The 15,209-nt window shown below is 56.1% G+C and carries 15 protein-coding genes and 8 tRNA genes; 17 read left to right on the top strand and 6 right to left on the bottom strand.

Annotation, left to right across the window (positions count from 1 at the left end; translation table 11 throughout):
- Positions 1-15 precede the first annotated feature (15 nt).
- The 6 genes from proC (at position 16) to hemW (ending at position 4,222) form a co-directional block, all read left to right on the top strand.
- The gene (gene proC, locus NNL38_RS02210) at positions 16-834 is read left to right on the top strand and encodes a pyrroline-5-carboxylate reductase (RefSeq protein WP_255389405.1); all 819 of its coding nucleotides are present in this window, start codon (positions 16-18) and stop codon (positions 832-834) included.
- A 9-nt stretch (positions 835-843) separates the two neighbouring features.
- On the top strand, positions 844-1,401 hold the full coding sequence (locus NNL38_RS02205; RefSeq protein ID WP_255389403.1) for a YggT family protein: 558 nt from the start codon (positions 844-846) through the stop codon (positions 1,399-1,401).
- The gene (gene yggU / locus NNL38_RS02200) at positions 1,398-1,694 is read left to right on the top strand and encodes a DUF167 family protein YggU (RefSeq protein WP_255389402.1); all 297 of its coding nucleotides are present in this window, start codon (positions 1,398-1,400) and stop codon (positions 1,692-1,694) included. Before NNL38_RS02205 ends, yggU begins: the two co-directional genes overlap by 4 nt.
- Before the next feature lie 217 nt (positions 1,695-1,911).
- Positions 1,912-2,337 carry a DUF4426 domain-containing protein gene (locus NNL38_RS02195; protein WP_255389401.1) on the top strand — a complete coding sequence of 142 codons (426 nt, stop codon included), beginning with the start codon at positions 1,912-1,914 and terminating at the stop codon, positions 2,335-2,337.
- Between the two features lie 134 nt (positions 2,338-2,471).
- A complete protein-coding gene (locus tag NNL38_RS02190; RefSeq protein WP_255389399.1) occupies positions 2,472-3,065 on the top strand; it encodes an XTP/dITP diphosphatase in 594 nt (197 codons plus the stop codon).
- Positions 3,065-4,222 carry a radical SAM family heme chaperone HemW gene (gene hemW, locus NNL38_RS02185; RefSeq protein ID WP_255389397.1) on the top strand — a complete coding sequence of 386 codons (1,158 nt, stop codon included), beginning with the start codon at positions 3,065-3,067 and terminating at the stop codon, positions 4,220-4,222. Before NNL38_RS02190 ends, hemW begins: the two co-directional genes overlap by 1 nt.
- Before the next feature lie 54 nt (positions 4,223-4,276).
- On the opposite strand, the gene NNL38_RS02180 is transcribed toward hemW, so the two are convergent.
- From NNL38_RS02180 to trmB, 3 genes are all read right to left on the bottom strand, one after another.
- Positions 4,277-4,777: a YggN family protein gene (locus NNL38_RS02180; RefSeq protein ID WP_255389395.1), complete on the bottom strand. Its 501-nt coding sequence runs from the start codon at positions 4,775-4,777 to the stop codon at positions 4,277-4,279.
- Positions 4,778-4,823: 46 nt separating this feature from the next.
- Entirely contained in the window at positions 4,824-5,744 is a 921-nt protein-coding gene (gene glsB / locus NNL38_RS02175) for a glutaminase B (protein ID WP_255389394.1), read from the bottom strand.
- Positions 5,745-5,844: 100 nt separating this feature from the next.
- Entirely contained in the window at positions 5,845-6,582 is a 738-nt protein-coding gene (gene trmB, locus NNL38_RS02170) for a tRNA (guanosine(46)-N7)-methyltransferase TrmB (protein WP_255389392.1), read from the bottom strand.
- 189 nt (positions 6,583-6,771) lie between these two features.
- Between trmB and mutY the strand changes: the two genes are divergently transcribed.
- The 11 genes from mutY to NNL38_RS02115 all read left to right on the top strand — a co-directional run bounded on the left by mutY (position 6,772) and on the right by NNL38_RS02115 (position 10,605).
- Positions 6,772-7,797, top strand: coding sequence for an A/G-specific adenine glycosylase (mutY, locus tag NNL38_RS02165; RefSeq protein WP_255389390.1), 1,026 nt, complete (start codon positions 6,772-6,774; stop codon positions 7,795-7,797).
- Between the two features lie 174 nt (positions 7,798-7,971).
- Positions 7,972-8,247 carry an oxidative damage protection protein gene (locus NNL38_RS02160; protein WP_255389388.1) on the top strand — a complete coding sequence of 92 codons (276 nt, stop codon included), beginning with the start codon at positions 7,972-7,974 and terminating at the stop codon, positions 8,245-8,247.
- 107 nt (positions 8,248-8,354) lie between these two features.
- Positions 8,355-9,488, top strand: a complete 1,134-nt coding sequence (gene mltC / locus NNL38_RS02155; RefSeq protein WP_255389387.1) for a membrane-bound lytic murein transglycosylase MltC — start codon at positions 8,355-8,357, stop codon at positions 9,486-9,488.
- Positions 9,489-9,606: 118 nt separating this feature from the next.
- Positions 9,607-9,682 (top strand) — tRNA-Phe (locus NNL38_RS02150).
- Between the two features lie 144 nt (positions 9,683-9,826).
- A tRNA-Asn gene (locus tag NNL38_RS02145) sits at positions 9,827-9,902 on the top strand.
- A 43-nt stretch (positions 9,903-9,945) separates the two neighbouring features.
- A tRNA-Thr gene (locus tag NNL38_RS02140) sits at positions 9,946-10,021 on the top strand.
- A 3-nt stretch (positions 10,022-10,024) separates the two neighbouring features.
- Positions 10,025-10,100: transfer RNA gene (locus NNL38_RS02135), tRNA-Phe, on the top strand.
- 147 nt (positions 10,101-10,247) lie between these two features.
- A tRNA-Asn gene (locus NNL38_RS02130) sits at positions 10,248-10,323 on the top strand.
- A gap of 9 nt (positions 10,324-10,332) precedes the next feature.
- A tRNA-Thr gene (locus NNL38_RS02125) sits at positions 10,333-10,408 on the top strand.
- A gap of 3 nt (positions 10,409-10,411) precedes the next feature.
- Positions 10,412-10,487, top strand: a tRNA-Phe gene (locus NNL38_RS02120).
- A gap of 42 nt (positions 10,488-10,529) precedes the next feature.
- Positions 10,530-10,605, top strand: a tRNA-Asn gene (locus tag NNL38_RS02115).
- 254 nt (positions 10,606-10,859) lie between these two features.
- Here NNL38_RS02115 and NNL38_RS02110 read toward each other — a convergent pair.
- From NNL38_RS02110 to NNL38_RS02100, 3 genes are read right to left on the bottom strand one after another with little or no spacing between them, the layout of a single operon-like run.
- On the bottom strand, positions 10,860-11,420 hold the full coding sequence (locus NNL38_RS02110; RefSeq protein ID WP_255389386.1) for an Lcl C-terminal domain-containing protein: 561 nt from the start codon (positions 11,418-11,420) through the stop codon (positions 10,860-10,862).
- Between the two features lie 10 nt (positions 11,421-11,430).
- A complete protein-coding gene (locus NNL38_RS02105; RefSeq protein WP_255389385.1) occupies positions 11,431-12,873 on the bottom strand; it encodes an Lcl C-terminal domain-containing protein in 1,443 nt (480 codons plus the stop codon).
- 11 nt (positions 12,874-12,884) lie between these two features.
- Complete coding sequence (locus tag NNL38_RS02100) at positions 12,885-15,200, bottom strand: proprotein convertase P-domain-containing protein (protein WP_255389384.1); 2,316 nt, start codon at positions 15,198-15,200, stop codon at positions 12,885-12,887.
- Positions 15,201-15,209 lie beyond the last annotated feature (9 nt).

Here is a 15,209-nt window from a genome sequence, read left to right as displayed (position 1 = left end):
AACTAAGGATTAGACATGGAACAACGTTCAATCGCCTTCATCGGTGCAGGGAATATGGCCCGCTCAATTATCGCCGGCCTGGTTCAAAGCGGCTACGCACCGGATAAAATCACCGCCACGGCCCCCAGCCCGGCCCGCCGGGAGCCGCTGGCCCGTGATTACGGGATTCACACCACAGATGATAACCTCCGGGCTGCCGAGCAAGCCGATGTGATCGTCCTGGCGGTGAAACCCCAGCTGATGGCGGAAGTCTGCCGCCCGCTTCAGGCAATCAACTTTGCCGACAAGCTGGTGATCTCGATTGCTGCCGGGATCTCCGCCCAGCGCTTTAACGCCATGCTCAATGCCGAGCTGAAACTGGTACGGGTGATGCCAAACACCCCGTCGCTGCTCGGCAAAGGGATGAGCGGTATGTATGCTCCGACCACAGTGCCGCAAACTGACAAGCAATTTGCCGAAGATTTGATGAAAGCGGTCGGCGAAGTCTGCTGGGTCGACGAAGAGTCCGGCATCAACGGCGTGATTGCAGCAGCGGGCAGTGCCCCAGCCTATTTCTTCCTGTTTATGGAAGCGATGCAAGCCGAAGCCATTCGCCAGGGATTTGCACCGGAAACCGCCCGCCAGCTCGTGCAACAAGCCGCCACCGGTGCCGCCGCCATGGTCGTCGCCAACCCGGAAACCGAGCTGTCGACCCTGCGCGAACAGGTCACTTCAAAAGGTGGAACCACGGCCGAAGCTCTGCGCACGTTTAACGAACATCAACTTGGTGATATCGTAGCGAAAGCAATGCGTGCAGCCGTCGCCCGCGCTGAAGAGATGGAAAAATTATTTTAAGGTTACGTTATGAATTCACTTGGCTTTTTGGTCAACACCCTGTTTGACCTCTATATCATGGTCGTCCTGCTACGGATCTGGCTCCAGTGGGCCCGGGCCGACTTCTACAACCCGTTCTCCCAGTTTGTCGTCAAAGCTACCCAACCTGTGGTTGCGCCGCTGCGCCGGGTGATCCCCTCAGTTGGCTCGCTTGATCTGGCCACCCTGCTCTTTGCCTATGTCCTGAGCATTGCCAAGTTCATTACCCTGCAGCTGGTCCTCACCGGCGGCGCGCTGGCATTCAGCACTGATTTTCTCTGGGTTGGCGCGCTGTCGCTGGTCAAAGCCGCTGGTGGCCTGCTGTTCTGGGTCCTGCTGCTACGGGCGATCCTGAGCTGGGTCAGCCAGGGCAGCAGCCCAGTTGAATATGTCATGCATCAGCTGACCGAGCCGATGACCGCGCCGATCCGCCGCTTCATCCCGGCGATGGGCGGCCTGGATCTCAGCGTCCTGGTGCTGTTTATCGGCCTGCAGTTTGCCAACTTCCTGATGGGCGATCTGATCGGCCCGATCTGGCATCAGCTATGAGCCAGCCCGCGGTGATCCGGGACGGAGAGGATCTGCGCCTCCGGCTCTATATCCAGCCCAAGGCCAGCCGCGATCAGCTGGTTGGCCTGCATGGCGACGAATTAAAGGTCGCCATCACCGCCCCGCCGGTAGACGGGAAAGCCAATGCCCACCTGACCAAGTACCTGGCCAAACAGTTCAAGGTCGCCAAAGGTCAGGTGGTCATCGAAAAGGGAGAACTGGGCCGCCACAAACAAGTGCGCATCGAGTCCCCGCGTGAGCTTCCCGGGACCATCGCAACGCTGCTCCATTGATCCACAGGCCGGGAGCCCCTTCCCGGCCTCATTCCCCGACCAACACCTCTGTTTTCAAATCACGTTAAAACAATCACTTAAAAATCCGCTACACTGGCACCGCTTTGCCACATGTCACGACATGCCCCCACATCTCATGTGGTGAATCCGCAAAAACTGACCGACAATAATGCTATCGGGCTGCCTAAGGCCCCAAAACCCTCTTGGAGACATTACAATGAAATGGTTATTCAGCTTCGCTCTGCTCTTGCTGACAGCCCTCCCGGCTCAGGCCGAGCAAGTCACCAATATCGGTAATCTGGAAGTCCACTATTCAAGCTTTCCTTCAACTTTCCTAACCCCGGAAATCGCCAATGCCTACCGGATCCAGCGCAGCCGCTACTCGGCGGTGGTCAATGTAACCGTGCTCGATGCCTCCCAGGAAGGTAAACCGGCGGTTACCGCAACCTTATCCGGCCAGGCCAAAAACCTGCTGGGGAGCATCCGTAACCTCTCGTTCCGGGAAGTCCGCGAAGGGGATGCGATTTACTATATCGCCGAGCTCAGCCATGCCAATGAAGAAAGCTTCACCTTCACCATTGATGTGTTCCAGGGCGGCAACAGCGGCCAGATAGCCTTCAAGCAGACCTTCTTCGTCGATTAACAACCGGTTAAGGGGCCTGCCGGCTCCTTCCATTTCTCCCCCGCCCCGCTGCCCGCCGACGGCAGGCTGGTGACTCGCGACAATTGGGTTTATCATAGCGCCCCACGACGATACAGACCGCTGCGAGGATAGCGATGAGCAAACTAGTACTGGCCACGGGAAACCAGGGCAAAGTAAAAGAGATGGCAAGCCTGCTGGCCGATTTCGGTTTTGATGTGGTCGCCCAGAGTGACTACCAGGTCTCTTCGGTGGCCGAAACCGGCACCACCTTTATCGAAAACGCCATTATCAAAGCTCGTCATGCCGCCAAAGAAACCGGTTTGCCGGCCATTGCCGACGACTCGGGCCTGGAAGTCGACTTCCTCAAAGGCGCTCCGGGGATCTATTCCGCGCGCTTTGCCGGTGAAGGTGCTTCCGATCTGGACAACCTCAACAAGCTGCTGAAAGCTATGGAAGGCGTCCCGGAAGCCGAGCGTACCGCCCGCTTCCACTGCGTGCTGGTCATGATGCGCCATGAGAACGATCCGACTCCACTGGTGTGCCACGGCACCTGGGAAGGTCGCATCCTGACCGAGCCGCACGGCGAAAACGGCTTTGGCTATGATCCGGTATTCTGGGTGCCGGAAGACCAGTGTGCCTCTGCCGAACTGGCACCTGCCCGCAAGAAGCAACTGTCGCATCGGGGTAAGGCGCTGCAACAACTGTTCGCCGCCCTGAAGGACGCCTGATGCTAGTCCCGCCTCCACTGAGCCTGTATGTCCACATTCCCTGGTGCGTGCAGAAATGTCCGTATTGCGATTTCAACTCGCATGCGCTCAAAGCTGACATCCCGGAGCTGGACTACATTGATGCACTGCTTGAAGATCTGGACACCGATCTGGCTGCTTACCGGCTGGACAACGGCGACCGGCCGCTCCACTCCATCTTTATTGGCGGCGGGACCCCGAGCCTGATCTCCCCGGATGAGATTGGTCGCCTGCTGCGCGAAATCGAGGCCCGGATCCCGTTTGCCGAAGGGATTGAAATTACCATGGAAGCCAACCCGGGCACTGTAGAAGCCGATCGGTTCAAGGCCTACCGGGCGGTCGGGGTCAACCGGATCTCGATCGGGATCCAGAGCTTCCAGGACGACAAGCTCAAGCGCCTGGGCCGGATCCACGGCAGCAGTGAAGCGGTGCGCGCCGCCCGGCTGGCACAAGAGGCAGGCCTCAGCAGCTTCAACCTCGATCTGATGCACGGGTTGCCGGATCAGTCAATTGACGATGCACTGTCTGATCTCAAACAAGCCATTGCGCTGGATCCGCCGCACCTGTCCTGGTACCAGCTGACCATCGAGCCGAACACCCTGTTCTACTCCAAACCGCCAACGCTGCCGGACGATGACGACCTGTGGGATATTTTCGAGCAAGGCCACCAGCTGCTGCGTGAAGCTGGCTATGTCCAGTATGAGATCTCCGGCTACAGCAAACCCGGTGTGCAATGCCGCCATAACCTCAACTACTGGCGCTTCGGCGATTACTTAGGCATTGGCTGCGGTGCCCACGGCAAGATCAGCTTTGCTGACGGCACTATCACCCGGACGGTGAAAGTGAAGCACCCGCGCGGCTACCTCAACCCGCAGAAACCTTATCTGGATCAACAAACCCAGGTCGCGGGCAGCGAGCGGCCGTTTGAGTTTTTTATGAACCGTTTTCGCCTGCTGGAAGCCTGCCCGAAACAGCACTTCGTCGAGCGCACCGGCTTACCGCTCAGCGCGATTGACACGCCGATCACTTGGGCGCTGGACCAGAACTACCTGGCTGATCGGGGCGATGAATGGCAGATCACCGAACACGGTAAGCTATTCCTCAACGATCTGCTGGCCGCGTTTGTCGAGGAAGATTAAACGACCATCCCCGCCATAACAAAAAGCGCCTGATGCTCACTGAGCATCAGGCGCTTATCGTTCGCTCTGTGGTAGGCTGACGCTCTGCCAGTGCTTCAGGGCCGGGATCTGGCGCTGAACCACCTGCTCTTTGGCCCGGCGCATCACCAAGTGCCGGCACAGCCCTTCGTCAACCAATTGCGAGTGGGACAAGACATAGGGGAGTTCTTGCCGCATGAACTGGTGGTAGTCAGCCAGCACGCCCATCTGCAGGGCCGTCAGCCGGACTTTATGGACGTCGTAGTAGAGCTGGCCGTCGGACTCAACCTTAAAACGCTCCCCGGCCATCGCCAGGGTTAAGGTGCCGTCCTGCAGGCTCACCGAATTGAGCCACTGCGGCTGGCAGGGCTCGGCTTGATCTTGAGCTTTTACTTGGGTTTGAACTTGGGCTTGAACCTGAGACTGGTGTTGCGCTGTCGCCTGAATAGGTACGCACGCTGCGATTAAACCCAAAGCCAGCATAATGCCTCTCGGCACCATCAAACCAGCCGTAACCCACCGATCACGATTTGACATAGGCATCCCCTTCAATCAAAAGCGATGCCCCGCTTCATCGCTTTGCTTAGAAAATCGAGCGGCCGATCCGCTCCGCCAGCAGTTCCAGCGCGGCTGTTCCGGCCAGGGAGTTGCCGGACGGATCCAGCTCCGGCGACCAGACGGCAATGGTCATTTCCCCCGGAACCACGGCAATGATCCCGCCACCGACCCCGGATTTACCCGGCATCCCGACCCGGTAGGCAAACTCACCGGCACCGTCATACAGGCCGCAAGTCGCCAGCAGGGCATTGATCTGCTTACTCTGAGTCTGGCTGATGATCGATTTTTTTGCGCCTAAAGGAAGCCCTTTATTCGCCAGGTAACTGAAAGTTCGGGCCAGATCGACACAGCTCATTTTCAACGCGCAGTAGCTGAAGTAGTTGGTCAGCACCGGCATCACCTCGTTATCGAAGTTGCCAAATGAGCGCATCAGGTAGGCAATTGAGGCATTGCGATCGCTGTGCTGCATCTCCGAATTGGCAACTTCTTTGTCGTACACCACATGCGGGTCGCCCGACAGCTCGCGCACCAGCTCCAGCATCCGGTACTGCGGTGCTGACAGGCGGCTGTGCAGTAAGTCCGACACCACCAGGGCGCCGGCATTGATAAACGGATTGCGCGGAATGCCGTTCTCCAGCTCGAGCTGGATCATCGAGTTGAACGCATGACCGGACGGCTCTTTACCGACCCGCTGCCAGATCTCCAGCGGCTCGTACAGGGTCATCGCCAGAGTCAGGCTCAGCACCTTGGAGATCGACTGAATCGAAAAGCCTTCTTCACTGTCACCGGCCTGGATGATTTCGCCATCGTTATAGCAAACTGCAATCCCCAACTTATCGGCCGGGACATTGGCCAGCGCCGGAATATAATCCGCCACCTTGCCCCGGCCAATTAACGGACGGACTTCATCCAGAATGTCATGCAGCAGTGCTTCTGTCGGCTTCATTCATGTTCTCCAAGGATAAAAAAGCCAACACGAGGCTGGCTTTTTAAATTTCTGATTCATCGTGGCCGGGTGGCATTTCTACCCGGCCTGTCGTTGGCACTTATTCAGTTCTGGCGAACTTCATATCCCAGACGCCATGACCCAGGCGGTGGCCACGCGCTTCAAATTTAGTCAGCGGACGATCATCCGGACGCGGGATGTAATCGCCGTCAGTCGCGGTATTCTCATACCCCGGCGCAGCGTTCATCACTTCAACCATGTGCTCGGCGTAGTTTTCCCAGTCAGTCGCCATGTGGAAGATACCGCCAATTTTCAGCTTCTTACGGACCATTTCCACAAATTCAGACTGCACAATACGACGCTTGTGGTGACGCGCCTTGTGCCATGGATCCGGGAAGAACAGTTGAACCGTGTCCAGGCTGCCGTCCGGGATCATGTAATCAAAGACTTCAACCGCATCATGACACATCACACGCAGGTTGGTCAGCTCAGCTTCTTCCGCCCCCATCAGGCAGGCACCGACACCCGGGCTATGAACCTCAATCCCGATGAAGTTTTTCTCCGGCGCGTTTTTCGCCATTTCGACCAGCGACGCACCCATACCGAAACCGATTTCCAGCACCACCGGCGCTTCACGATGAAAGACTTCCTTCCAGTCCAGCATCTGCTGAGCAAAGTCGATACCCATGGTCGGCCAGTTGTTATCCAGGGCCGCTTCCTGGCCTTTGGTCAGGCGACCTTCGCGACGAACGAAGCTGCGCACTTTACGGATTAGCTTACCGTCTTCGTTAAATTCAGACAGGGTGACTTCGCCAGAGGCTTTAGAAACTTCGCTCATCGTATTACCTAAACTAGAAAAGAATAAAAACTAAGCGTCGGCATTATCCAAAGATACGCGCTGAGTGCAAGTCTATCGTTTGCGACTGCCGTCAGATTATGGTGCAATCAACCGCAAAAATACCCATCAATCCCATCTTGGCACGCTCCCAGGCGGCCCGTAAAGTGAGCAATACAAAGAAGTATATTTATGATGCACCCGCCTTTGACCCCGACAGACTTTCAGCAACGACTCATTTCCTGGCAGCAGACCCATGGCCGCCATGATCTTCCCTGGCAGCAGGACCCGACCCCGTACCGGGTACTGGTGTCTGAAATCATGCTTCAGCAAACCCAGGTCGCCACCGTGATCCCCTACTTTGAGCGCTGGATGGCCAGTTTCCCGACCATTGAGGCCCTGGCTGCCGCCTCCGAAGATGAGGTGATGAGCCACTGGCAGGGGCTGGGCTATTACTCCCGCGCCCGCAACCTGCGCAAAGCCGCGCTGTACATCACCGAAGAATGCGGCGGTCAGTTTCCGGATCAGGTCGAGACCCTGCTGAAGATCCCGGGTGTCGGCCGCTATACCGCCGGGGCGATAGCCTCCTTTGCTTACAACACCTACGGCCCGATTGTCGACGGCAACGTCAAACGCCTGTTCTGCCGCTTTTTCGGCATCGAAGGGGTACCGGGCACCACCCAGGTCGATAAAACTCTCTGGCACCTGGCCGAAACCTATACCCCGAACCAGAGCAACCGGGCCTTCGCCCAGGGATTGCTCGATATGGGCGCCACCGTCTGCAAGCCGAAGAACCCGACCTGCGATGACTGCAGCTTTCAACCCGAGTGCATTGCCTATCAGAGCAACCGGGTCGATCAGTTGCCGACCCCGAAACCGAAGAAAACCATTCCGACCCGGACAGGACAATTTCTGTGGATTGAGTCGAACGGCAAATTGCTGCTGGAGAAACGGGCTGACAACGGGATCTGGGGCGCACTCTGGTGCCTGCCGCAAATTCACCTCGAGCCAGAGCAACTCGGCGAGCATGTCCAACTCAAAGGCAGTTTCAAGCACACCTTTACCCATTACAAGCTGGATGCCAAAGTGTGGCACGTCGACCGCTTAGGCGAGCAAGCGGACAACCAGCAATGGTTTCCTTTTGACGCCTGCGCCGAGCTGGGCCTGCCGACCCCGATCCGCAAGTTCCTGACCCGCAACGCCCCACAATCCGCCTAACAAGAGTGCCCTGTTATTTGCAGGGCTTTTGTTTCAATCAAGTTGATTTTGCAGACGTACCTGTCCCTCAACCGACTCGCTGTCCCTGCACTCCGGGGGAAATCTGGCAGCTCAAGCCGCTCTCTGGTATAAATGGAGCCGTACTCATGAAGGTTTAACTGAAGGAGCCACCCGATGAGCCGTACCGTATTTTGCGCCCGCCTGAAGAAAGAAGCGGAAGGCCTGGATTTTCAACTGTATCCGGGCGAGCTGGGCAAGCGTATTTTCGACAACATTTCCAAAGAAGCCTGGGCTGAGTGGCAAGGCAAGCAAACCATGCTGATCAATGAAAAGAAACTGAACATGATGGATCCGGAGCACCGCAAGCTGCTGGAAACCGAAATGGTGAAATTTCTGTTCGAAGGCCAGGACGTAGTGATCGACGGCTATACTCCGCCGAGCGAGAAATAAGCCAGCACATCACGCTTTCCCGCTTTGGGACGAAAAATACTTACGCTAAGTACCAGAAAATGACATCATTTGTGCCCAACAAGTGATGTCTTTTTTCTTTCGGGATTATGAAAAAACGCGCTCTCATCTTCTCACTGCTGATGCTCAGCGGCTGCAGCCGCGAATTTGTCGAAAAGATCTATGATGTCGACTACGGCACCACCAACCGGTTTGCCAAAAACCTGGCCCCGCTGCCCGGCCAGTTCACCAAAGATGCTGCGGCATTAGACCGCCTGATGGCCAGCTTCAGCGGCCAGGTCCATCGCTACTGGGGTGAGGACGACAACTTGGTGGCCGGCAAACGTCAGTATGTAAAATATACCGACGGCTACCAGAGCCGGGCCCATGTCGATTTCGTTCGCGGAATGATCATCGTTGAAACCGTCGCAACTACCGAGCCTGAAAAGCACCTTAAAGAAGCCATCACCACCACCCTGCTGACCCCGGACGATCCGGCTGGTGTCGATCTCTATTCCGCCTCGGCGATCGAGTTCAACGGCAAGCCCTTTCTCTACGGCCAGGTACTGGATCAGGACAAAAAACCGATTGAATGGTCCTGGCGGGCCAACCAGTTCGCCGACCACCTGATCGCCACCCAGTTGAAAAAGCGCCAGGTCCGCTACCAACAGGCCTACTATGTCGAAATCCCCATGGTGGCCGATCACATCAACAAGCGAAGCTATAAGTATGCCAGCATTGTCCGCGATGCTTCCCGCCGCTACGGGATCGCGGAAGATCTGATCTACGCCATTATCAAAACCGAGAGCAGCTTCAACCCCTATGCGGTCAGCCATGCCAACGCCTATGGCCTGATGCAGGTGGTGCCCAATACGGCCGGGGCGGACGTGTTCAAGCTGGTCAAAAACAAATCCGGCAAGCCATCCCCACAATACCTGTTTGATCCGGCTAAGAATATAGATACCGGCACCGCATATTTCTATATCCTGCGTAACCGCTATCTCAAACAGATCCGCGATCCCCTGTCCCTCCACTACAGTATGATCTCGGCCTACAACGGCGGCACCGGCGGGGTGTTGAAAACCTTTCACAACAACCGTAAACGCGCCATGCAGGATCTCAATAACTTACAGCCAAACCAAGTTTACTGGGCGCTGACCAACAAGCACCCCAAAGCGGAAGCACGCCGCTATTTGCAGAAAGTGACCAAGTTCCAACAGGAATTCAATCGCGGCAAAATCTGATGAAATGACAATGAAATAGCGTAAACCTACCCGCATGTACAAAAAGCGAGCAAGCGGACGTTTTTGTAAAAAAAGAGGTTGACGCCAAGAGCGAAAACCCGTTTAATAGCGCTCCGTTGCCTCGATAGCTCAGTCGGTAGAGCAGAGGATTGAAAATCCTCGTGTCGGTGGTTCGATTCCGCCTCGAGGCACCATTTTTATAATGTGGTGCTGGTAACGATAGCTAAACCCTCGATGATTGCTCCGCAATCATGTGTCGGTCACTGGCCGGGCGCGGTCGATTCCGTACTCGAAGCATCATATTTCAGTGCGCTGCGAAGCAGGCACAAAAAAATAATTCCCCCTTAGTTCAGTTGGTAGAACGGCGGACTGTTAATCCGTATGTCGCAGGTTCGAGTCCCGCAGGGGGAGCCAAATTCGTTATTAGGCCATCGCCTGATAACACGCATATTTGTGTGCCGACTTAGCTCAGTAGGTAGAGCAACTGACTTGTAATCAGTAGGTCACCAGTTCGATTCCGGTAGTCGGCACCATTTGCCTCGATAGCTCAGTCGGTAGAGCAGAGGATTGAAAATCCTCGTGTCGGTGGTTCGATTCCGCCTCGAGGCACCATTTTACAATGTGGTGCTCATCACGATAGCCAAACCATTTGTGATTGCTGCGCAATCATGTGTCGGTCCCTGGCCGGGCGCGGTCGATTCCGCACTCAAGCATCATGTTTCATTGTAGTGCGAAACACGCAACGCAATAACAATTTATTCCCCCTTAGTTCAGTCGGTAGAACGGCGGACTGTTAATCCGTATGTCGCTGGTTCAAGTCCAGCAGGGGGAGCCAAATTTGTGTGCCGACTTAGCTCAGTAGGTAGAGCAACTGACTTGTAATCAGTAGGTCACCAGTTCGATTCCGGTAGTCGGCACCATTTGCCTCGATAGCTCAGTCGGTAGAGCAGAGGATTGAAAATCCTCGTGTCGGTGGTTCGATTCCGCCTCGAGGCACCATATTAATTGTGGTGCGACACGCAACACAGTAAAAAAAACAATTCCCCCTTAGTTCAGTCGGTAGAACGGCGGACTGTTAATCCGTATGTCGCTGGTTCAAGTCCAGCAGGGGGAGCCACTTTAAAGAGCCTTGTCGCAAGACGAGGCTTTTTTTATACCCCAAGTTCTCGCTTCGCGCGAATTGTCGCTGGCGGGAGGCCGCCCCGTCCAAGTCCAGCAGGGGGAGCCACTTTAAAGAGCCTTGTCGCAAGACGAGGCTTTTTTTATCCCTGTTGTTTAGCTGCAAACCCTCCTTCCTGCCCTCGGCATCAAGGAAAAAAATACCGCAGTCGGGCTGCGGTATCATCCATGCACTATCAAATCACGGCGTGATTACTTGCCATCTTTGACCAGCAACACACCAAGCTCAACATCTTGTGGACCAAAATGCGTTGTCATGCCGTCATTCAGACCAAAGGTCAGAATCGTCTGGCTCTGTGCATGAGGCGTTGCCGACCAGACCGTTCTGTTCATCTCCCATTTATCCGCTTCCTCTCGGAACAAGCCTGGAAACGCCTGGAGATTCAGCGCCGGAGAGATACAGGCCACTTCTCGCAGACTTACCAGCTCTTTGATATTCGGCATCCGCCAGGACTTGCCGCTCTCGCTGGCATCCTGATAATTTAATTCAGTTTGGAACAGCGCCTGCTTCCAACTGTAAACGCTTGGCTCACCATCACACTGCTGTGTGGTGGCATTCCAGGTCATCCCCAACAGGCAGCGACGCCAAATCAGGTTGGTTTGCAGATCGGTCACCGTACCGTTGTCATTGTCCTGAAAGCGGATATCCGGAGCGCTGTTTGGCAAATCGTTGTAACAACTCTGTAGGCTTGCGGCAGCATTGCCGGCCATCAACACAGAGCAGGTCACGGCAAGTAGTGCTTTTTTCAACATGTTAGATTCCTTATTCTGCAACCATACGGAGTGTTAATGCGTTTGGAGAATCACAATCTTCCTTCTGTCCTTCTTCGCACAGGGCGTAGAAAGCCGTGATTTCCCCCAGCCCGGTCTCGTCTTTCACCGTCATTTGGGTCAGGTGAGCAATCCCTTTGCCGGAGGTATACCCCGGATCAGTGCGCAGCAAAGTTGATGACCAGTAATAGCCGTAGGCCAAATCCGGGTGACCTATGTATTGATCGTTAAAGTACTTCACCGGCAGGCCATAAGTGTTTCCAGTCTCGTCGGTGGTCGTTTCCCCGAAGTCCAGCAAGTCAAACTGCTCGTTCATCGTCGGGACCCGCCAGTTGGTTTTGCCACAATAGCCGGACGTATTGAGCTTGTTGGCATATTCCTGTGTGGTACAAACGCCAACACCGTCGGTTTGACATGATGCCAGGGCCAAGTCCTCGGCATGGGGCTTGAGCGTTTCGGTTTCATAAGCAAACAGGCGGTGCTTGTCACGGTAAGATGTCGGATCATCCGCCTTCACTTCCCAGATCAGCCCCGTCCGCTCGTCTTTCACACAAGCCCAGGTCGTGCTGTCCTCAGCCAGCGGCTTACCGGTCTCATCCAGCTTGGTCAGCTTGAATCCGCCGTCGCTCACATCCAGGCCATAGCTGGCATCCTGACCCGGCGCATCCGGATCCGCTTGGGTATCCATCCCGCCGGCAGCCAGGTTCAGGTGTTGCTTCATACCGGTGTCATTCAAAGGCTTGAATTCAACACGACCCAGCTCTTGAATATGATTTTTCTGGATGCTGCTCAAGGTACCATCCAGGATCTCCTGACCATAAAGCTTCAAGCCATGCGCCAGCCCGGCCACCACTTGCTCGTAAGGCACATCACGTTCAGCCAGCGCTGCCAGGACCCGGATCACCTGCTGATCCATTGTCGCCAGCTCGCTCTGGTGGCTGTCGCGCATAATATCAGCGCTCAGTCCCAGAGCCTTGAGGTTTGCCGTCACCTTCGCCACAGCATCTGCCTTGCTGGAGCCGGTCAGCATCTCCCCGACCACCAGGGTTGTAATGCCGTTGATCTGGGTATGGGGGGTATCCCGCGCTGGCGGCGCAGCCAGAAGCACTTCGGCATTCACGCCGGATTTGGTCACAGCTGACAGACTTGCCTTCACCACCAGCGGGGAAGTCTGCACCCGGATATCCGGGCTGGAGAGCTTAAAACTGTATTGGTCTGCATTGAGCGAAGGCTCATCACTGCCGCATTGCCAGTCACGGTTAAAATCGGCGCAGATTGTATAGGGGACCTGCACCGCCGTTGAGGTCACTTCACCGGAAACGTCATAGTTTAGGAAGCTGCTTTCGTCTGCCGCTGAATCGGTGCCGGAGCTGTTACAGCCGCTCAGGGCAACCGTCAGTGCAACCGGCAGCATCGCAAGTTGAAACTTTCTCATCAGGCTATCTCTTATTGGGTTGAATATGGTGTGTGTTTGCGTCTGAAGACGCCGATGACCAGGCCGGCCAACAGACTGAGCCATCCGGCAGCACCGCCGGACGATCCGGGCTCTCCTGCCGAGCCATCGGGTTGACTCGTGGTTGGTGTTCCCGACCTATCCTTGTGCTCGCCGCACTGGTAACCGGTTACATGGCCGATCCCCCAGCGATGCAACTCACCGCTTGCACCGACAACCCGGTCGGTGATCTCAAGGATCCAGTTCCCGGCCAATAACTCCCCACGCAATGCCGCCAGTTTGGGCGTATTGACCAGGGTCAGGGTGTGGCTGAAATCAGGTAACGGATGATCCTGGTAATCCATCAGGGTCACACCGGCACCGGAAGGTGCCCGCAGCACCACTTTCAGCTCAGCAAACCGCGGATGACTTAGTGACAGGTGCACCGCAAAGTTATCGTCCACCACCCCGCCGGCATCTCCGGCTTTGAACGCGGACAAGGATTCACCCAGAACAATTTTGCTCTCGTTGACCTGACGGGCATCCGCCAGGGGACGCGCTGATTGCTGCAACGGCAGTGAGAGCACCGGCTGACCAAAGGTAAACGTCAGTTGCTGCTGACTTTGCTGCGCCCGCTGGGTGACGTCATGACGGGTTTCAATGTCGGCCGTCATCTCGAAACGTTCCCCGCATTGCAGGGTCGAAGGCAGCGGTAATTCTGCTGCAATCGACTGTTGCGCGCCTGCAGCAATGGATTCCTGGCTGATCACCCGGTGCCACCCGATTGCAGGAATCGCCAACTCGGCCCGGTAGCTCTCCAAGGGCTGATCGGTGGTGTTGACCAGCGTTGCCGTCAGGGTTGCTGTTCGGGTGTCAGATTGCGCCGTCGGGATGGTTACTGCTGAATCAGACTGAGCCAGCACCACAGCATCACTCAAAATCCCGTGTTGCTTGAATCGGGCCGCTAGCAGGCGGGCATAATCCTTGTTCGGATACAGGCGCTGCGCGGCATCAACGGTTGAGCGCGCCAGATCCGACATTTTCATGCCAAAGCCCATCCCGGCCATTCCTTCCAGCACAATCCGGTTGAATTCGTCAAATGCGTCGTTACCGTAAATCGCTACACCCTGCTTCAGACTCTGGAACAAGGGCGTCGACCACAATTGATCGCTCAGCGTGCCGTAGACAGAGACATGAGCCCGGTACTCCATCTCCGGGTAATAGCGTGCTTCGGTGTCATTGAGCGAACGCTGGGCCTTGTTCGCCCCGGCAGCACCGTCCCAGTTGGCAAACACATCCAGTTCAAAGGGGTCACTGCGATCGCGCTGCACCCAGAAACTATATGCCCCGGCCCAGTAGTCACCGAATCCTTCACCGATGGCTTCGCTGTCGCCCCCCTTCCAGTCCGGCACCAGCTTGTCGTTGATCGCATGACCAAACTCATGCAGCACGACATCGGCATCTTCACTGTCCGGTACCCCGCCGACCCCCATCGCCAGCATCCCCACATCACTCAGGTAGGTGGAGTTATTGGTGCTTTGTCCCTGCGCATCAATTTTCAGCGGCGCGGTAAACAGAGCTTTGTCGCCGACGAACCCAAGTTGCTCGAGATACTGCAATGAATGATCGAGGTGATAGAAAGCATTCACATCGCGAAAAGCAGCCTCCTGACGGGTAATGTTAAATCCGGTACTGTCTTCGACCGTGACCAGTCCCTGCTTCGGCCCCAGATCCAGCGCATGCATCTCGGTAAAGTCCACCGCGATCACCCGTGCATTGGCCAGATAGAGCTGACCATCATGCTGGGTCACCTCAACCCCGGCAACATGCTGGTAAGCTTCAGCCGGAATGGTGATTTCAGCGACATTGCTGTGCTCACCTTCAATGGCCCAGCCGACGGCGGTCCGCGGATCGGGATCGAACACCTGCATCTGAGTTTGCACAATCTCACCGGCCGGCGGCACCGTCAGCTGATGCGCGCGCGGCGGCAGCGGCTGATTCAGGTCACAGGACGCCGGGTTGTCCACCAGCGCATGAAACACCCGGTACAACACGCCATTCTGATCCGTGGTCACCACCACCGCGCCTTCGCAAGGCTGGCCGTCTGCATTCTGCTGGACGAAGTTATAGTGTGTCCCCAGCAGACTATGACGGGTATAGCGGTGAACTAAGGTTTCGGTATCGGGATAATGGGACTGCACATAAGATTTCGCTTCTGCCACAGTACCAATCGCCGGCATCAACTGGGGATAATCCAGGTGCGGCGCCGCAACAGACGGCGCAGATACAGCGGCAACCACCACAGAAGCCGCCAGATTCAATCGGTTCATGACGACCTC

This window comes from Photobacterium atrarenae (assembly GCF_024380015.1).
Taxonomy (GTDB): domain Bacteria; phylum Pseudomonadota; class Gammaproteobacteria; order Enterobacterales; family Vibrionaceae; genus Photobacterium; species Photobacterium atrarenae.
The sequence above is the reverse complement of the archived record's forward strand: the minus strand, read 5'-3'. Positions and strand labels throughout refer to the sequence as shown.

What these genes read in the sequence shown, in the direction of transcription:
- NNL38_RS02100 (WP_255389384.1), bottom strand. Translation starts at nt 15,200, where the DNA reads ATGAACCGATTGAATCTGGCGGCTTCTGTGGTGGTTGCCGCTGTATCT.
- NNL38_RS02105 (WP_255389385.1), bottom strand. Translation starts at nt 12,873, where the DNA reads ATGAGAAAGTTTCAACTTGCGATGCTGCCGGTTGCACTGACGGTTGCC.
- trmB (WP_255389392.1), bottom strand. Translation starts at nt 6,582, where the DNA reads ATGAGCGAAGTTTCTAAAGCCTCTGGCGAAGTCACCCTGTCTGAATTT.
- NNL38_RS02195 (WP_255389401.1), top strand. Translation starts at nt 1,912, where the DNA reads ATGAAATGGTTATTCAGCTTCGCTCTGCTCTTGCTGACAGCCCTCCCG.
- glsB (WP_255389394.1), bottom strand. Translation starts at nt 5,744, where the DNA reads ATGAAGCCGACAGAAGCACTGCTGCATGACATTCTGGATGAAGTCCGT.
- proC (WP_255389405.1), top strand. Translation starts at nt 16, where the DNA reads ATGGAACAACGTTCAATCGCCTTCATCGGTGCAGGGAATATGGCCCGC.
- yggU (WP_255389402.1), top strand. Translation starts at nt 1,398, where the DNA reads ATGAGCCAGCCCGCGGTGATCCGGGACGGAGAGGATCTGCGCCTCCGG.
- NNL38_RS02205 (WP_255389403.1), top strand. Translation starts at nt 844, where the DNA reads ATGAATTCACTTGGCTTTTTGGTCAACACCCTGTTTGACCTCTATATC.
- NNL38_RS02160 (WP_255389388.1), top strand. Translation starts at nt 7,972, where the DNA reads ATGAGCCGTACCGTATTTTGCGCCCGCCTGAAGAAAGAAGCGGAAGGC.
- mutY (WP_255389390.1), top strand. Translation starts at nt 6,772, where the DNA reads ATGATGCACCCGCCTTTGACCCCGACAGACTTTCAGCAACGACTCATT.
- NNL38_RS02190 (WP_255389399.1), top strand. Translation starts at nt 2,472, where the DNA reads ATGAGCAAACTAGTACTGGCCACGGGAAACCAGGGCAAAGTAAAAGAG.
- NNL38_RS02180 (WP_255389395.1), bottom strand. Translation starts at nt 4,777, where the DNA reads ATGTCAAATCGTGATCGGTGGGTTACGGCTGGTTTGATGGTGCCGAGA.
- NNL38_RS02110 (WP_255389386.1), bottom strand. Translation starts at nt 11,420, where the DNA reads ATGTTGAAAAAAGCACTACTTGCCGTGACCTGCTCTGTGTTGATGGCC.
- mltC (WP_255389387.1), top strand. Translation starts at nt 8,355, where the DNA reads ATGAAAAAACGCGCTCTCATCTTCTCACTGCTGATGCTCAGCGGCTGC.
- hemW (WP_255389397.1), top strand. Translation starts at nt 3,065, where the DNA reads ATGCTAGTCCCGCCTCCACTGAGCCTGTATGTCCACATTCCCTGGTGC.